Below are 17639 nucleotides of genomic sequence, written 5' to 3'. Positions count from 1 at the left end.
CCCCGGGTCCCGACCTTGCTAGACTAGTTGGTCCATGCCGCCCCTTCCCTTCCCCATTCCGCCGCTGCCCAAGTCCGGCCAGCTCCGCGCGCACTGGCGCGCTCCCGCGTCCTCCACCGCACTGGCCTGGCACATCGCCTGCGCCGCGTCCGCGCATCGCGGTCCGTTGCTGGTGGTCGCCCGCGACAACCAGAGCGCACATCAGCTCGAAGCCGACCTGCACAGCCTGCTCGGCGACGATCCGAGCCTGCCGGTGGTGCCGTTCCCGGATTGGGAGACCCTGCCCTACGACCAGTTCAGTCCGCACCCGGACATCGTCAGCCAGCGCCTGGCGGCGCTGCACCGGCTGCCGACGCTGACCCAGGGCATCGTGGTGGTGCCGGTGCAGACGCTGATGCAGCGGGTGGCGCCGCTGCGCTACATCGTCGGCGGCAGCTTCGACCTGCGCGTAGGCCAGCGCCTGGACCTGGATGCGGAGAAGCGCCGGCTGGAGAGCGCCGGCTACCGCAACGTGCCGCAGGTGATGGATCCCGGCGATTTCGCCGTGCGCGGCGGCCTGCTCGACGTGTATCCGATGGGCACCGAGGCGCCGCTGCGCATCGAACTGCTGGACGAGGACATCGACTCGATCCGCGCCTTCGACCCCGAATCGCAGCGCTCGCTGGACCATGTGCAGGCGGTGCACATGCTGCCCGGGCGGGAAGTACCGATGGACGACGTCAGCGTGGAGCGGGTGTTGAGCGCGCTGCGCGAGCGCTTCGACGTGGACACCCGGCGCAGTGCGCTGTACCAGGATCTGAAGGCCGGGCTGGCGCCGTCAGGCATCGAGTACTACCTGCCGCTGTTCTTCCAGGACACGCGCAGCAGTGGCGCACGCGAGACCACCGCCACCCTGTTCGATTATCTGGGCGCGCACGTGCTGCCGCTGATCGCGCCGGGCGTGGGCGCCGCCGCCGATGCGTTCTGGACGCAGACCCAGGCCCGCTACGAGCAGCGCCGCCACGACGTGGAGCGTCCGCTGCTGCCGCCGGAGGAGCTGTACCAGGCGCCGGACGCGTTGCGCGAACGCCTCAATGGGCTGCCGCGCATCGACGTGTGGGCCGCCGACCATCCGCGCATCGACGAGGCGCAGGCACTGGGCGACCAGCCGTTGCCGCCGTTGCCGGTGGCCGCCAAGGACGCCGCGCCGGGCGCGGCGCTGAAGAGCTTCCTCGATCACTATCCAGGCCGGGTGCTGATCGCCGCCGATTCGCCGGGTCGCCGCGAGGCGCTGCTGGAAGTGCTGGCGGCGGCGGAGCTGAAGCCGGAGGTGCTGCCGAACTTCACGGCATTTGTTCCTTCTCCCTCCGGGAGAAGGTGGCGCGAAGCGCCGGATGAGGGTACGGCGCGCGCGCGGTCGGGAACGAAGAAGGCGGGTTCTTCGGCAACTTCCACAGCTGCGCAGACGAACACCCCTAGCGGTCATACCCTCACCCCACCCCCTCTCCCGGAGGGAGAGGGGCTCGACTCCGGCGAGATCGGTGCACGTTTCGCCATTGCCGTTGCGCCGCTGGACGATGGCTTTGCGCTGGAGGAGCCGCGCATCGCGGTGCTGACCGAGCGCCAGCTCTTCCCGGAGCGCGCCAGCCAGCCGCGGCGCAGCCGGCGCGTGGGGCGCGAGCCGGAAGCGATCATCCGCGACCTGGGCGAATTGTCCGAAGGCGCGCCGATCGTGCACGAGGACCATGGCGTCGGCCGCTACCGCGGACTGATCGTGCTCGATGCCGGCGGCATGCCCGGCGAGTTCCTGGAAATCGAATACGCCAAGGGCGACCGCCTGTACGTGCCGGTCGCGCAGTTGCACCTGATCAGCCGCTACTCCGGCGCCTCGGCCGAGACCGCGCCGCTGCATTCGCTGGGCGGCGAGCAATGGACCAAGGCCAAGCGCAAGGCCGCCGAGAAGGTGCGCGACGTGGCCGCGGAACTGCTGGAGATCCAGGCGCGCCGCCAGGCCCGCGCCGGCCTGGCGCTGCAGGTGGACCGCAGCATGTACGAGCCGTTCGCCGCCGGCTTCCCGTTCGAGGAAACCCCCGACCAGTTGGCCGCAATCGACGCCACCCTGCGCGACCTGGCCAGCAGCCAGCCGATGGACCGCGTGGTCTGCGGCGACGTCGGTTTCGGCAAGACCGAGGTGGCGGTGCGCGCGGCCTTCGCCGCGGCCAGCGCCGGCAAGCAGGTGGCGGTGCTGGTGCCGACCACGCTGCTGGCCGAACAGCACTACCGCAACTTCCGCGACCGCTTCGCCGACTACCCGCTCAAGGTCGAGGTACTGTCGCGCTTCAAGAGCAGCAAGGAGATCAAGGCCGAGCTGGAGAAGGTCGCCGCCGGCAGCATCGACGTGATCGTCGGCACCCATCGCCTGCTGCAGCCGGACGTGAAGTTCAAGGACCTGGGCCTGGTCATCGTCGACGAGGAGCAGCGCTTCGGCGTGCGCCAGAAGGAAGCGCTGAAGGCGCTGCGCGCCAACGTGCACCTGCTGACCCTCACCGCCACGCCGATCCCGCGCACCTTGAACATGGCCATGGCCGGGCTGCGCGACCTGTCGATCATCGCCACGCCGCCGCCGAACCGGCTGGCGGTGCAGACCTTCGTCACCCAGTGGGACAACGCGCTGCTGCGCGAAGCCTTCCAGCGCGAGCTGGCGCGCGGCGGCCAGTTGTACTTCCTGCATAACGACGTGGAGAGCATCGGCCGCATGCAGCGCGAGCTGAGCGAGCTGGTACCGGAGGCGCGCATCGGCATCGCCCACGGGCAGATGCCCGAGCGCGAGCTGGAAAAGGTGATGCTCGATTTCCAGAAGCAGCGCTTCAACGTGCTGCTGTCGACCACGATCATCGAATCGGGCATCGACATCCCCAACGCCAACACCATCGTCATCAACCGCGCCGACCGCTTCGGCCTGGCGCAACTGCACCAGTTGCGCGGCCGCGTCGGCCGCTCGCATCACCGCGCCTACGCCTATCTGCTGGTGCCGGACCGGCGCAGCATCACCCCCGACGCGCAGAAGCGGCTGGACGCGATCGCCTCGATGGACGAACTGGGTGCCGGCTTCACCCTGGCCACCCACGACCTGGAGATCCGCGGTGCCGGCGAACTGCTCGGCGAGGACCAGAGCGGGCAGATGGCCGAGGTCGGCTTCAGCCTGTACACCGAACTGCTGGAACGCGCGGTGCGCAGCATCCGCCAGGGCAAGCTGCCGGACCTGGATGCCGGCGAGGAAGTGCGCGGCGCCGAGGTGGAACTGCATGTGCCCGCCCTGATCCCCGACGACTACCTGCCCGACGTGCACACCCGCCTGACCCTGTACAAGCGCATCTCCAGCGCCCGCGACAGCGACGGCCTGCGCGAACTGCAGGTGGAGATGATCGACCGCTTCGGCCTGCTGCCGGATCCGGTGAAGCACCTGTTCGCCATCGCCGAGCTGAAGCTGCAGGCCAACGCGCTGGGCATCCGCAAGCTGGAACTGGGCGAACACGGCGGGCGCCTGGTGTTCGAGGCCAAGCCCGACGTGGATCCGATGACCATCATCCAGATGATCCAGAAGCAGCCCAAGCTGTACGCGATGGACGGCCCGGACAAATTGAAGCTCAAGCTGCCGCTGCCGGAAGCGGCCGACCGCTTCAATGCCGCACGCGGCCTGCTGACCGCGCTGTCGCCACGCTGAGCGACGCGGGCGATTTTGCCCGCGTCTGTTCACGCACCCAGCGGCCGCCGCACACGGGCCGTACTCTTTTCGTTCTGAAGTATCGCCGCCACATGCGGCGGCATACGGCGCCTGCACTTGCGCAACACCTGAACGCAACGGTCTTCACGTGAAGACCGAAGGACGCGCCTTGCGCGGCTTTTTTGACGTCTTCACGCGCCGTTGCCATTGGCACGGCACGTGCAGGAGACAGGGGCCTCGCTGCATCTGAGCCCTTGTGGGATGTGCATCTTGCATTGGTCTGAACAACTCAGGTTTGCGTGCGGCGTGGGAGACAAATGCTTCACGCGCACTAAATATTTCTAAATATTTCCTGTCTGAGCCGATATCGCTCTTACCGAAGCCTGCACGTGCCCTTCATGGGGCGCCACCGGCTTTCCACTCGTCCACTGCCGGAGACCCGCCATGCGCTCGACGCCCCCCGATGAACAGGATCCGCCGCTGCAGCTGCGCGTGGACGGCGACATGACCATCCGCCGTGCGGCCGAACTGAAGCCGCTGCTGCTGCCGGCGCTGGAGCATCCCGGCGGCCTGCGCCTGCAGTTGCAGGAGGTCACCGACATCGATGCCACCGGCGTGCAACTGCTGCTGGCCACCCAGGCCGCGCTGCGCGCGCTGGGGCGGCCGTTCCACCTCGAGGGCTGCAGCACGGCGGTCGGCGATGCGCTGGACCTGCTCGGCCTGGGCGACGCGTTCGAGCGCGTCGGCGACGACACTCTTCACTAATCGGCAGCACGACATGAACATGGATCAATTGCTGCAGACCTTCATCGCCGAGAGCCGCGACCTGCTCGAGGACATGGAGCGCAATCTGCTGGAAGCCGAGCGCGGCGAAGCCGGTCCCGACGCGGTCAACGCGATCTTTCGCGGTGCCCACACCATCAAGGGCTCCGGTGGCCTGTTCGACCTGGCGCAGTTGGTCGGCTTCACCCACGTGGTGGAGAGCGTGCTGGACCTGGTGCGCGAGCATGCCGTCGCGCTGGATTCGGAACTGATCCAACTGATGCTGGCCTGCTGCGATCACATCCGCGCGCTGGTGGAAGCCGCCGCCGGCGCCGAGGCCGACGAAGCCACGCTGACCGCCGCAGGCGCGCCGCTGCTGGAACGCCTGCAGACCTACCTGCAACCTGCCGCTGCGCCGGCCGCAGCCGCGGCCACGCCGGCGGCCCCGGCCGCACCCGCGCAGACCGGCTACTGGCGGATCTCGCTGCAACTGTTCACCGACGCGCTGCGCTTCGGCAACTCGCCGCTGCACCTGATCCGCTGCCTGCGCAGCCTGGGCACGCTGGAAGCAGTGCGTACCCGTCACGAGCGCGTGCCGGCGTTGCCCGAACTGGATCCGGAGGCCTGCTACCTGGGCTTCGACATCCTGTTGCGCAGCGACGCGCAGCAGGCCGCGATCGAGGACATCTTCGAATTCGTGCGCGACGACTGCGACCTGCAGGTGCTGGCAGTGGAGCCGAACGGCGACGCCGCCAACCTGGACTTGCCGCTGCTGGTGGCCGAAGCCGGCAGCCAGGCCAGCGCCGACGACTTCGCCGGGTTCGAGAGCGCCGCCGCCCCGGTGGCCGCGCCAGCCGCGGCCGCAGCGGCCGTCGCCAGCGCCCCGGCCGCGGCAGCGACCACCGCCGCCAACGCGGGCCCTGCCAAGGCCGCAGCTGCACGCGGCGAAGGCGGCTCGATCCGCGTCGACGCCGACAAGCTCGACCGCATGATCGACCTGGTCGGCGAGCTGATCATCGCCGTCGCCAGCACCGGCGCCAATGCGCAACGCACCGGCGATGCGCAGTTGCTGGAATCCACCTCGATCCTCGCCGGCCTGGTCGAGGAAGTGCGCGAAAGCGCGCTGCAGCTGCGCATGGTCAAGATCGGCGGCACCTTCAGCCGCTTCCACCGCGTGGTCCACGACGTCGCCCGCGAACTGGGCAAGGACATCGTGCTGGTGGTCAACGGCGAGGACACCGAGCTGGACAAGTCGGTGGTGGAGAAGATCGCCGATCCGCTGACCCACCTGGTGCGCAACGCCATGGACCACGGCATCGAACCGGCCGAGGTGCGCCAGGCGCGCGGCAAGCCGGTGCGCGGCACGGTGCGGCTCAACGCCTTCCACGATTCCGGCAGCATCGTCATCCAGATCAGCGACGACGGCGGCGGCCTCAACCGCGACCGGATCCTGGCCAAGGCGCTGGAACGCGGCCTGATCGAACCCGGCCGCCTGCTCTCCGACCGCGAAGTGTTCGCGCTGATCTTCGAGCCGGGCTTCTCCACCGCCGAGAAGGTCACCAACCTGTCCGGCCGCGGCGTCGGCATGGACGTGGTCAAGCGCAACATCGCCGCGCTGCGCGGCAGCGTGGACATCAGCAGTCAGCAGGACGTGGGCACCACCATCTCGGTGCGGCTGCCGCTGACCCTGGCGATCATCAACGGCTTCCAGGTCGGGGTCGGCAAGTCGGTGTTCGTGGTGCCGCTGGACGTGGTCGAGGAATGCGTGGAGTTCGCGCCGAACTACCAGAGCGAGTACATCGACCTGCGCGGCAACGTGCTGCCCTACGTACGCCTGCGCTCGCTGTTCGCCATCGCCGGCGCGCCGCCGGCGCGCGAGAGCATCGTGGTGATCCGCCAGGGCTCGCAGCGCTTCGGCCTGGTGGTCGACACCCTGCTCGGCGAGTGGCAGACCGTGATCAAGCCGCTCTCCAAGGTCTTCGCCCAGGTCAAGGGCATCAGCGGCTCCAGCATCCTCGGCAGCGGCGGGGTCGCGCTGATCCTGGACGTGCCGTCGCTGCTCGGCCAGTTGCAACCCGGCGCCGAATCGCTGGCGGCCTGAGCCGCCGCCTCGCCCGCCGTCATTCCTACGTCGCGCCATCAACCAGGAATCTCCGTCATGTCCCAGAACCGGACGCCCCTTACCACCCTGTCGACGGCCGCCATCGTCGCCGTCGCCCTGCCCGCTGCCGCGGCCGTCGCGGCGCTGGCACTGCCGCTGGCCGGCGGCCCCGCATGGATCCTGGTCGCCGTGGCCACGCTGCTCGCCGCAGCGGTGCTGGGCCACGGCGTGCGCGCGGCACAGCATGCGGCCGTGGCCGCGCAGCGCGAACTGGAGCTGGCCCGCACCGGCCTGCAGGCGCTGGCGCTGGGCGAGCTGGACCGCGTGGATGCGGCGGCGGGCGGCAGCGAGATCGGCCAGGCCCTGCTCGCCGCGCAGCGACCGCTGCGGCAGCTGCAGGCCGACGTCGCGCACATGACCAGCGCACATGCCGCCGGCGACTGCGACGTGATGCTGGATGCGGCGCAGGCCAACGGCGCCTACCGGACCGTGGCCGGCGACATCAACCAACTGGTCGGCGCCCACATCGGCGTGTGCAAGCAGGCGATCGACTGCGTCGGCGAGTTCGGCCGCGGCAACTTCGCCGCCCCGCTTGCGGCGTTCCCGGGCAAGAAGGCCTTCATCAACGACACCATCGAGCAGGTGCGGCGCAACATGCTCGGCCTGATTGCCGAGATGCGCCGTGTCTCCGAGCAGCACGAGGCCGGCGAGATCGATGCCAGCATCGACAGCGCGCACTTCCAGGGCGACTTCCGCAGCATGGCCGACGGCATCAACCGCATGGTCGGCAGCCACATCGCGGTCAAGAAGCAGGCGCTGGGCGTGGTCGCCGAGTTCGGCCGCGGCAACTTCGACGCGGCCATGCCGCAGCTGCCCGGCAAGAAGGCCTTCATCAACGAGACCATCGAGCAGGTACGCGGCAACTTCAAGCGCCTGATCGCCGAGATCGCGCGCATGTCCGAGGAGCACGACAAGGGCGACATCGACGTGCAGATCGACTGCAGCCACCTGGACGGCCAGTTCTGCGCCATCGGCAAGGCCATCAACCGCATGGTCGCCGCGCACATCGCGGTCAAGAAGCAGGCGTTGGGCGTGGTCGCCGAGTTCGGCCGCGGCAACTTCGAGGCGCCGATGCCGCAGCTGCCCGGCAAGAAGGCGTTCATCAACGAGATCATCGAGCAGACCCGCGGCAACCTGCGCAGCGTCGGCGACGTGATCAAGGTGATGGGCGCGATGGCCGAGGGCGATCTCAGCCGCCAGGTGCAGGGCCACTACGAGGGCGCCTTCGCCGACATGCAGCGCTACGTCAACGCCACCATCGACAAGCTCACCAGCATCGTCAACGAGGTCAACGGCAACGCCGTCACCCTGGCCAGCGCCGCCGAGGAACTCTCGGCCACGGCGCAGTCGCTGAGCCAGGCGGCCAGCGAGCAGGCCGCCGGCGTGGAGGAGACCAGCGCCTCGCTGGAGCAGATGACCGGCTCGATCGCGCAGAACGCGGAGAACGCCAAGATCACCGACGGCATGGCCAGCAAGGCCTCGCGCGAGGCCGCCGAGAGCGGCGAGGCGGTGCGTGCCACCGTCTCGGCGATGAAGGAGATCGCGCGCAAGATCAGCATCATCGACGACATCGCCTACCAGACCAACCTGCTGGCGCTGAATGCGGCGATCGAGGCCGCACGCGCCGGCGAACATGGCAAGGGCTTCGCCGTGGTCGCCGCGGAAGTGCGCAAGCTGGCCGAGCGCAGCCAGGTGGCCGCGCACGAGATCGGCGATGTCGCCGGCACCAGCGTGACCCTGGCCGAGACCACCGGGCGCCTGCTCGGCGAGATGGAACCGTCGATCCGCCGCACCTCCGACCTGGTGCAGGAGATCACCGCCGCCTCCGAGGAACAGAGCACCGGCGTCGGCCAGATCAACGCCGCCGTGGTTCAGCTCAGCCAGACAACACAGCAATCCGCTGCCAACGCTGAAGAATTGGCCGCCACGGCCGAAGAAATGAGTAGCCAGGCCGAACAGTTGCAAACGCTCATGAGTTTCTTCACCACCGGCGCCGCCACCACTGCGGCGCAGACCCCGCAACCGCGACGTCTGCCGACACCGATGCAGCGCGTGCCCCGCTCGCGCAGTTTCGGCGGCCCCGCCGGCACGGCCCAGGCCGCACGCCTGGAAGAAGCCGCGTTCGTTTCGTTCTGACCCTTCCCCGCACCGGCCGGCCGGCTGGTGCTTCTCTTCCCGTACAGGTATCCGGCATGTCCAACTCCCTTTCGCTGTCCTCCAAGCTGTGGACCGGTTCGGCCATCGCCGTCGTGCTGCCATTGGCCGCCGCCGCGTGCGGGTTCGCCCTCGGCCTGCCCGCCGGGCAGACCCTGGCACTGAGCATCGGCGCCACCGTGCTCGCCGCCGCGGTGCTGGCCTACACGGTCCACGCCATCACCCGTTCGCTGCGGATCGCCACCACCACCCTGGCACGTTTCGCCAACGGCAACTTCGAAGTGGTGATGCCGACCGTGCGCAACGACCAGGCCTGCGAGGTGCTGCTGGCACTGCGCCAGGTGCAGACGGGCGTGCGCCAGATCAACGACGAGATCGTGCGCATGTCGCGCGAGCACGACGCCGGCGACATCGACGTGGTGATCGAGAGCCACCGCTTCGACGGCGAGTTCAAGGTCATCGCCGACGGGATCAACCGCATGGTCGGCGACCACATCGCCACCAAGAAGAAGGCCATGGCCTGCATCGCCGAGTTCGGTCGCGGCAACTTCGAGGCACCGCTGGAGGCGTTCCCGGGCAAGAAGGCCTTCATCAACGAGACCATCGAACAGGTCCGCCGCAACCTGCTGGGGCTGATCGCGCAGATGCGGCACATGTCCGCCCAGCACGACGCCGGCGACATCGACGTGATGATCGAGAGCCACCGCTTCGAAGGCGACTTCCGCAGCATGGCCGATGGCATCAACCGCATGGTCGGCGACCACATCGCCACCAAGAAGAAGGCCATGGCCTGCATCGCCGAGTTCGGCCGCGGCAACTTCGATGCGCCGCTGGAGACCTTCGCCGGCAAGAAGGTGTTCATCAACGACACCATCGAGCAGGTCCGCTCCAACCTGCGCGCGCTGATCCGCGACACCAGCCTGCTCGCCGAGGCGGCCAGCGCCGGCCGCCTCGGCGTGCGCGCCGATGCCAGCCAGCACCATGGCGACTTCCGCCGCATCGTCGACGGCATCAACCTGACCCTGGACGCGCTGATCGGCCCGCTGAACGAGGCCGGCGCGGTGCTCAAGGCGGTCGAGGGCGGCGACCTGACCCGGGTAGCGGACGTGCAGTGCCAGGGCCAGCTGAAGGAACTGTGCGAGAGCATCAATGCCACCGTCGCGCGCCTGGCGCAGGTGGTCAGCGAGGTCAACATCAACGCCGAGGCGCTGGCCAGTGCCTCCGAGCAGGTGAGCGCCACCGCGCAGTCGCTGAGCCAGGCCGCCAGCGAGCAGGCCGCCGGCGTGGAAGAGACCAGCGCTTCGCTGGAGCAGATGACCGCATCCATCGCGCAGAACACCGAGAACGCCAAGGTCACCGACAGCATGGCCGCCAAGGCCGCCCGCGAAGCCAACGAAGGCGGCGATGCGGTGCGCTCGACGGTGACCGCGATGAAGCAGATCGCACAGAAGATCGGCATCATCGACGACATCGCCTACCAGACCAACCTGCTGGCGCTGAACGCGGCGATCGAGGCCGCACGCGCCGGCGAGCACGGCAAGGGTTTCGCCGTGGTCGCCGCCGAAGTGCGCAAGCTGGCCGAGCGCAGCCAGGTGGCGGCGCAGGAGATCGGCCAGGTCGCCGAGTCCAGCGTGGAGCTGGCCGAGAACGCCGGCAAGCTGCTGGACCAGATGGTGCCGTCGATCCGCCGCACCTCCGACCTGGTGCAGGAGATCACCGCCGCCTCCGAGGAACAGACCTCCGGCGTCGGCCAGATCAACGCCGCGGTCGGTCAGCTCAACCAGACCACCCAGCAAGCCGCAGCCAACTCCGAGGAACTGGCCGCCACCGCCGAGGAAATGAGCGGCCAGGCCGAGCAGTTGCAGCAGTTGATGAGTTTCTTCCGCACCAATCAGGCGGTGTCGCCGCGACGTCCGGCCGCGACACCGGCCGCGTCGCGCAAGGCGGCGCCGGCGCGCAAGCGTGGCTTCGGGGAGGTCGGCCTGGCACTGGTGCCCGCGCCGGACGAAGCCCACTTCGACACGTTCTGATATCCACTCCACTTCCACGACATCACATCCAGGGGATCACGATGTTCACGCACATGAAAATCGGCACGCGTATCGGCATCGGCTTCGGCCTGGTGTTGCTGCTGTTGCTGGGAACCGGCATTTTCGCCACGCTGCAAATGGCCCGGATCAATGGCTCCTCCACCGAACTGGCCACCAACTGGATGCCCAGCGTGCGTAACGTCGAGGAGATGAGCGCGAACTTCAACAAGCTGCGTTTGCTCGAGTTGCAGCGGGTCGTCGCCACCAGTCCGGCCGAGATGCAGGACTACGACACGCGCATGATCAAGACGTTGGAGGCGTTCGAGAACAACAGGAAGACCTATATCCCGCTGATCTCCTCGCCCGAGGAGCAGGCGCTGTACACGGATTTCGCCAAGAACTTCGACCGCTATACCGAATTGCACAAGCAGCTGCTGGCGCTCACCGCACAGGGCAAGACCCAGGAGGCGACGGCCGTGCTGAACGGTGAGCAGCGGCAGATCTTCCGCAGCACCGCCGAGGCGATCGACAAGCTGGTCGACCTGAACGTCAAGGGCGGCCAGGACGCCAGTGACAGCGGCGACGAACTCTACGCGTCCGCCCGCACGCTGATCATCGCCACCATCGCGGTGGCGTTGCTGCTGGGCGCGGTGGTGGCGGTGGTCATCGTGCGCCTGCTCACCCGCCTGCTGGGTGGCGAGCCGGCCTATGTGGCCGAGATCGCCAACAAGGTGGCGCAAGGCGACCTCAACCTGGACGTGGCGGTACGCGCCAACGACAACGGCAGCGCGCTGTATGCGATGAGGACCATGGTCGAGCGGCTGAAGCTGGTGATCGACGGCCAGCGCCGCGTGGTCGCCGCCGCCAACTGCGGCGACTTCTCCGAGCGGATCGCGCTGGACGGCCTGGCCGGGTTCCAGCGTGAGATGGGCCAGGGCCTGAACGACTTGGCGACCACCACCGGCGGCAGCATCCAGGACGTGGTGCGGGTGATGGGCGGCCTGGCCGAGGGCGACCTGACCCAGAGCATCGACAAGCACTACGACGGTGCCTACGCCGAGATGAAGAACTACATCAACGACACCATCGCGCGCCTGTCGCAGGTGGTCAGCGAGGTCAACGGCAATGCCGAGTCGCTGGCCAGCGCCTCGGAAGAGGTCAGCGCCACCGCGCAGTCGCTGAGCCAGGCGGCCAGCGAACAGGCCGCCGGCGTGGAAGAGACCAGCGCCTCGCTGGAGCAGATGACCGCGTCGATCTCGCAGAACACCGAGAACGCCAAGATCACCGACGGCATGGCCAGCAAGGCCTCCAGCCAGGCGCTGGACGGCGGCGAGTCGGTGCGGGCGACCGTGCAGGCGATGAAGCAGATCGCGCAGAAGATCGGCATCATCGACGACATCGCCTACCAGACCAACCTGCTGGCGCTGAACGCAGCGATCGAGGCCGCACGCGCCGGCGAACACGGCAAGGGCTTCGCCGTGGTCGCCGCCGAAGTGCGCAAGCTGGCCGAACGCAGCCAGATCGCGGCGCAGGAAATCGGCGACGTCGCCAGCTCCAGCGTGGAACTGGCCGAGAACGCCGGCAAGCTGCTGGACGAAATGGTGCCGTCGATCAAACGCACCTCCGACCTGGTGCAGGAGATCACCGCCGCTTCCGAGGAACAGACCTCCGGCGTCGGCCAGATCAATGCCGCGGTCGGCCAGCTCAACCAGACCACCCAGCAGGCCGCGTCCAATTCCGAGGAACTGGCCGCCACGGCCGAGGAAATGAGCGCGCAGGCCGAGCAGCTGCAACAGCTGATGAGCTTCTTCAAGGTGCACGGCACCCCGCAGGCCAGGACCGCCGCACGCCGTCCTGGCGCCGGGCGCGGCCGCAGCGGGCACGCCGGTGCCAAGCCGATCGCGCGCGTCGCCAACGGCCAGTTGATCCTGGCGGATTCGCTCGACGAAGCCCACTTCGAAACCTTCTGAGACATGGCCATGAACGCTTCCGCTTCGCTCTCCTCCTCCGACGCCGGCGACCTGGCGACGGACCAGTTCCTGACCTTCCTGCTCGGCAAGGAAATGTTCGGCGTCGGCATCCTCGGCATCAAGGAGATCATCGAGTACCGCACGCCGACCGACGTGCCGATGATGCCGCCCGCGTTGCGCGGGGTGATCAACCTGCGCGGCGCGGTGGTGCCGGTGGTGGACCTGCAGCAGCGCTTCGGCCGCGCGCCCAGCGAGATCAGCAAGCGCACCTGCATCGTCATCATCGAGGTGGCCGCCGGCGAAGAGCGCCAGGTGCTCGGCCTGCTGGTGGACGCGGTCAGCGAGGTGCTGGAGATCGCCACCGCCGACATCGCGCCGCCGCCGGCGTTCGGCACCGGCATCCGCCGCGATTTCATCCACGGCATGGGCAAGGTCGGCGAGCGCTTCGTGATCCTGCTCGCCGCCGATGCGGTGCTGGCGCCCCAGGAGTTCGCCAGCATGACCGGCCTCGACGCCCACCTGGAAGAAGGCATCGCGGCCTGATCGGCGTTCGCCGCACAGCGCCCTGCCCTTTCCTCGAAACGGATTTCGCATGCCCACGTCCCCCGACACCGCCGCCCTGCACCACTTCGGCACGGTCCTGGTGGTCGACGACAGCCAGGTCCAGCGCGAACACGCGTTGGCCCTGTGCCTGCGGATGGGCGCGGTGGCGGTGGAAGGCGCGGCCGACGGCCACGCCGCGCTGGCGAGGATCACCCAAGGCGCGCCGCTAGGGCTGTTGATCGTGGACCTGGAAATGCCCGGCATGGACGGCGTGCAGTTGCTCGACGCACTCGCCCGCTGCGGCGTGCGCGCGCCGATCGTGGTCGCCTCGCAGCGCGGCGCGGCCTTGATCGACTCGGTGCTGCAGGTCGGCCGTAGCAATGGCCTGCAGGTGCTGGCGGGACTGGAAAAGCCGCTGCGCGCCGCCCAACTCGCCGCCGCGGTGCGCGCCCATGCGCCGACCGCGCCGGCGCCACGGAACGATGCCGAGGCGCCCGGCGAGGCGACGATGACCGCGATGCTGCGCGAAGCGCTGCAGCGCGGCGAGATCGAGGTGGCCTACCAGCCCAAGGTGGACATGCGCAGCGGCCGGGTCGGCGGCGTGGAAGCGCTGGCGCGCTGGCGCCATCCCAGCGCCGGGCCGATCGCGCCGGACCGCTTCATCGCCGTGGCAGAGCGCGAAGGCCTGATCCACGCGCTCACCGCCTGCGTCGCCGACCAGGCGATGGCACGGCTGGCGGCGTGGAAGCAGGACGGGTTTCAACTGACCCTGGCGCTGAACCTGTCGCCGAGCATGCTGCAGGACCCGAACCTGCTCGACGAACTGCTCGGGCTGCTGCGCAAGCATGGCCTGGCGCCGTCCGACCTGGTGCTGGAAATCACCGAAAGCTCGCTGGTCTGCGGCAGCGCGCTGGGCATGCTGGCGCGGCTGCGGCTGCAGGGTTTCGGCCTGTCGCTGGACGACTACGGCACCGGCTTCTCCTCGCTGCAGCAACTCACCCGCATTCCCTTCACGGAATTGAAGATCGACCGCATCTTCGTCCACGACGCGCATCGCAGCCGCAACCTGCGCACGGTCCTCGAATCGGCGCTGGGCATGGCCCAACGGCTGGGACTGCACACCGTCGCCGAGGGCATCGAAACGGTGGAGGACTGGACCCTGCTGCAGGAGCTGGGCTGCGACTTCGGCCAGGGCTATCTGCTGGCGCGCCCGCTGGGGGGCGGCGCGCTGCATGCCTGGCTGCTGGAGCACCAGCGCCTGCTGCAGGAACACGGCCCCACCGGCAACGCCCACGCCCCCGCTTCCACCCACTGACCGGCCAGGACCATGACCAGCCACGACACCATTACCGAGCAGGAATTCGGCCGGTTCCAGCGTTTCATCTTCGACGCCGCCGGCATCACCATTTCGCCGGCCAAGAAGGCCATGCTGTGCGGACGCCTGGGCAAGCGCCTGAAGGCGCATTCGCTGCAGACCTACACCCAGTACCTCAAGCTGCTGGAAAGCCGCGAGGGCAGCGGCGAGGTGCAGACCGCGATCGACCTGCTGACCACCAACGAAACCTATTTCTTCCGCGAGCCCAAGCACTTCGACCTGCTGCGCAGCGTCGCCGCCGCGCATACCGGCAGCGCGCCGTTCCGCTGCTGGAGCGCGGCCAGTTCCACCGGCGAGGAGGCCTACAGCATGGCCATGGTGCTGGACGACACCCTGCAGGGCCGTCCCTACGAGGTGGTCGGCACCGACATCAGCACCCGCGTGCTGGAGAAGGCGCGGACCGGCCACTACCCGTTGCTGCGCATCGAGCACATGCCGCCGGCCATGCTCAAGCGCTACTGCCTGAAGGGCCGCGGCGAGTACGAAGGCAGCCTGCTGATCGACCGCAAGATCCGCGACCATGTGCGCTTCGTGCACGCCAATCTCAATACCGCCCTGCCCAACCTGGGCCAGTTCGACGTGGTATTCCTGCGCAACGTGATGATCTACTTCAACGGCCAGACCAAGCGCGAAGTGGTGACGCGGGTGCTCGGCACGCTCAAGCGTGGCGGCATCTTCTGCATCGGCCACTCCGAGAGCCTCAACGACGTCAACAGCGACGTGGTGCAGATCGCGCCGTCGGTGTACCGCAAACCATGAAGGCCGACGTGCCAGGAGGGAACCCCGCATGACCACGATCAAGGCCATGGTGATCGACGATTCGGCGGTGGTGCGCCAGGTGCTGGTCGCCGTGCTCAACGACGCGCCCGGCATCGAGGTCATCGCCGCCGCGGCCGATCCGCTGCTGGCGATGGACAAGATGCGCCAGCAGTGGCCGGACGTGATCGTGCTGGACGTGGAGATGCCGAAGATGGACGGCATCACCTTCCTGCGCAAGATCATGAGCGAGCGCCCCACTCCGGTGGTGATCTGCTCCACGCTCACCGAGAAGGGCGCGCGGGTGACCATGGACGCGCTGGCCGCCGGCGCGGTGGCGGTGGTGACCAAGCCCAAGCTCGGCCTCAAGCAGTTCCTCACCGATTCGGCCGAGGAAATGATCGCCACGGTGAAGAGCGCAGCGCGCGCCAACGTCAAGCGCCTGTCGGCGCGGCCGGCCGTGGCCCCGGCAGAGCCGGAGATCAAGCACACCGCCGACGTGATCCTGCCGGCGCAGGGCGGCCGCGCGTTGTCGCAGACCACCGAACGGGTGGTGGCGATCGGCACCTCCACCGGCGGCACCCAGGCGCTGGAGGAAGTGCTGACCGCGCTGCCGCGGGTCAGCCCGGGCATCGTCATCGTCCAGCATATGCCGGAGAAGTTCACCGCCGCCTTTGCCGCGCGCCTGGACACGCTATGCCAGATCTCGGTGAAGGAAGCGGCCAACAACGATCGCGTGGTGCCCGGACGCGCATTGATCGCACCGGGCGGCAAACACATGCTGCTGCGTCGCAGCGGCGCGCAGTACTTCGTCGAAGTGCTGGACGGACCGCCGGTGAACCGACACCGGCCCTCGGTGGACGTGCTGTTCCGTTCCGCCGCGCGCGCCGCCGGCGGCAATGCGCTGGGCATCATCATGACCGGCATGGGCGACGACGGCGCGGTCGGCCTGCTGGAGATGCGCCAGGCCGGCGCGCGTACCGTGGCCCAGGACGAACAGAGCAGCGTGGTGTTCGGCATGCCCAAGGAGGCGATCAAACGCGGCGGCGCGGAGAAGATCCTGCCGCTGGGCGCGATGGCGCGCGAGATCGGCCAGCAGCTGAGCTAACTCGGCCAAAGCGGCTTTGTCCGTAGGAGCGGCTTCAGCCGCGACGGAGCCTTCCCATGGAAGGCCCGTCGCGGCTGAAGCCGCTCCTACGACGCAGGCAGGCTGCGCATTGCCACTGCAGCAGCCGACCGACACCCGCGCACCTGCAAAGAGGTGCGCGGCATGCGCACACGCACCGCACCCGCAAGCTCCCTCAGCCCGAATTGATGTGCTCCTTGCAGTACAGGCGCCGGTACGCGCTGGGGGTCATGCCCAGACGCTGGCGGAACACCCGGCGGAAGTAGCCGCTGTCGCTGAAGCCGGCGCGCTGCGCGACGTCGTCCACCGCGCAGGTGTTGACCAGCAACAGCTTCTCGGCAAACGCGATGCGCTGGCGGTGGATCGCCTCGGTCAGCGTGGTGCCGAAGCTGCGCCGGTAGATGCGGCCCAGATAATCCGGATTGCAGTGCAGTTGCGCGGCCAGCGACGAGGCGGTGAGCGCGGTATGGAACTGCGTGCCGATCAGTTGCTTGGCGCGGTACGCCAGCGCCACTCCCGCGCGCTCGGAGTCGTGCGGATCCGGCCATGCACCGGCCACGCATTGCAGCATCGACAGCACGATCGGCTCCAGCATCGGTAGCGTGCGCCGCTCCTCCTGCTCGGCCAGGAACCAGCGGAACAGGCCGACGAAGCGTTCCGGATCGCGGATCGCGGTGCGCTGCGGCATCGACAGCGCCACCGCGTTGTCCGCCTGCGTCACGCCCGGCTCCAGTTCGAAATGCACCCAGTAGAAGCGCAGGTCGTCCGGGAACTGGCCCAGGCCGGCATGCGCGCGGCCCGGCCACAGCAGCAGCGTCTCGCCGGGGCCGACATGGAAGTCGTTGTCCTGTTCGCGAATCGACAGGATGCCGCGTTCGACGAAGATCAGCTCGTAGGACTGGATCACCCGTGCCGGATGCGCGCCCACCCCGCGGGAAATGAACAGGCCTCCGTTCTGGACCCGGATCGGATAGGCGACGGCGAACTCGAGCATGTCGGAAACGTCTCCCCTTGCGCGCGACACGTTGCACTGCAGCAATCGAATGAAAGCCGCCACAC

At 68.6% G+C, this 17639-nt stretch carries 11 protein-coding genes; 10 read left to right on the top strand and 1 reads right to left on the bottom strand.

What is annotated here, in order from left to right:
- The first annotated feature begins 34 nt into the window (after positions 1-34).
- From mfd to GGR71_RS07375, 10 genes are all read left to right on the top strand, one after another.
- Positions 35-3703 (top strand): transcription-repair coupling factor, encoded by a 3669-nt coding sequence (gene mfd / locus GGR71_RS07420; protein ID WP_160961554.1) that lies wholly within the window; start codon positions 35-37, stop codon positions 3701-3703.
- 444 nt (positions 3704-4147) lie between these two features.
- A complete protein-coding gene (locus GGR71_RS07415; RefSeq protein ID WP_048490786.1) occupies positions 4148-4468 on the top strand; it encodes an STAS domain-containing protein in 321 nt (106 codons plus the stop codon).
- Positions 4469-4481: 13 nt separating this feature from the next.
- Positions 4482-6566: a chemotaxis protein CheA gene (locus GGR71_RS07410; RefSeq protein WP_160961556.1), complete on the top strand. Its 2085-nt coding sequence runs from the start codon at positions 4482-4484 to the stop codon at positions 6564-6566.
- A 57-nt stretch (positions 6567-6623) separates the two neighbouring features.
- Positions 6624-8762, top strand: a complete 2139-nt coding sequence (locus GGR71_RS07405; RefSeq protein WP_160961558.1) for a methyl-accepting chemotaxis protein — start codon at positions 6624-6626, stop codon at positions 8760-8762.
- Positions 8763-8818: 56 nt separating this feature from the next.
- The gene (locus GGR71_RS07400; protein WP_160961561.1) at positions 8819-10810 is read left to right on the top strand and encodes a methyl-accepting chemotaxis protein; all 1992 of its coding nucleotides are present in this window, start codon (positions 8819-8821) and stop codon (positions 10808-10810) included.
- 53 nt (positions 10811-10863) lie between these two features.
- Positions 10864-12780: a HAMP domain-containing methyl-accepting chemotaxis protein gene (locus GGR71_RS07395; RefSeq protein ID WP_456362593.1), complete on the top strand. Its 1917-nt coding sequence runs from the start codon at positions 10864-10866 to the stop codon at positions 12778-12780.
- 9 nt (positions 12781-12789) lie between these two features.
- Entirely contained in the window at positions 12790-13323 is a 534-nt protein-coding gene (locus tag GGR71_RS07390; protein WP_184451775.1) for a chemotaxis protein CheW, read from the top strand.
- Positions 13324-13372: 49 nt separating this feature from the next.
- A complete protein-coding gene (locus GGR71_RS07385) occupies positions 13373-14638 on the top strand; it encodes an EAL domain-containing response regulator (protein ID WP_160961567.1) in 1266 nt (421 codons plus the stop codon).
- A gap of 12 nt (positions 14639-14650) precedes the next feature.
- On the top strand, positions 14651-15457 hold the full coding sequence (locus GGR71_RS07380) for a CheR family methyltransferase (protein ID WP_160961570.1): 807 nt from the start codon (positions 14651-14653) through the stop codon (positions 15455-15457).
- Positions 15458-15485: 28 nt separating this feature from the next.
- Positions 15486-16562 (top strand): protein-glutamate methylesterase/protein-glutamine glutaminase, encoded by a 1077-nt coding sequence (locus GGR71_RS07375; RefSeq protein WP_048490793.1) that lies wholly within the window; start codon positions 15486-15488, stop codon positions 16560-16562.
- A 193-nt stretch (positions 16563-16755) separates the two neighbouring features.
- On the opposite strand, the gene GGR71_RS07370 is transcribed toward GGR71_RS07375, so the two are convergent.
- Complete coding sequence (locus tag GGR71_RS07370) at positions 16756-17574, bottom strand: helix-turn-helix transcriptional regulator (RefSeq protein WP_160961572.1); 819 nt, start codon at positions 17572-17574, stop codon at positions 16756-16758.
- Between the last annotated feature and the right edge of the window lie 65 nt (positions 17575-17639).

This window comes from Xanthomonas sp. F1 (assembly GCF_014199855.1).
This window is presented reverse-complemented; position numbering and strand designations above follow the sequence as displayed.

Coding starts and splice junctions, on each gene's coding strand:
- GGR71_RS07380 (WP_160961570.1), top strand. CDS start 14,651: ATGACCAGCCACGACACCATTACCGAGCAGGAATTCGGCCGGTTCCAG.
- GGR71_RS07410 (WP_160961556.1), top strand. CDS start 4,482: ATGAACATGGATCAATTGCTGCAGACCTTCATCGCCGAGAGCCGCGAC.
- GGR71_RS07385 (WP_160961567.1), top strand. CDS start 13,373: ATGCCCACGTCCCCCGACACCGCCGCCCTGCACCACTTCGGCACGGTC.
- GGR71_RS07405 (WP_160961558.1), top strand. CDS start 6,624: ATGTCCCAGAACCGGACGCCCCTTACCACCCTGTCGACGGCCGCCATC.
- GGR71_RS07400 (WP_160961561.1), top strand. CDS start 8,819: ATGTCCAACTCCCTTTCGCTGTCCTCCAAGCTGTGGACCGGTTCGGCC.
- GGR71_RS07370 (WP_160961572.1), bottom strand. CDS start 17,574: ATGCTCGAGTTCGCCGTCGCCTATCCGATCCGGGTCCAGAACGGAGGC.
- GGR71_RS07415 (WP_048490786.1), top strand. CDS start 4,148: ATGCGCTCGACGCCCCCCGATGAACAGGATCCGCCGCTGCAGCTGCGC.
- GGR71_RS07395 (WP_456362593.1), top strand. CDS start 10,864: ATGAAAATCGGCACGCGTATCGGCATCGGCTTCGGCCTGGTGTTGCTG.
- GGR71_RS07375 (WP_048490793.1), top strand. CDS start 15,486: ATGACCACGATCAAGGCCATGGTGATCGACGATTCGGCGGTGGTGCGC.
- GGR71_RS07390 (WP_184451775.1), top strand. CDS start 12,790: ATGAACGCTTCCGCTTCGCTCTCCTCCTCCGACGCCGGCGACCTGGCG.
- mfd (WP_160961554.1), top strand. CDS start 35: ATGCCGCCCCTTCCCTTCCCCATTCCGCCGCTGCCCAAGTCCGGCCAG.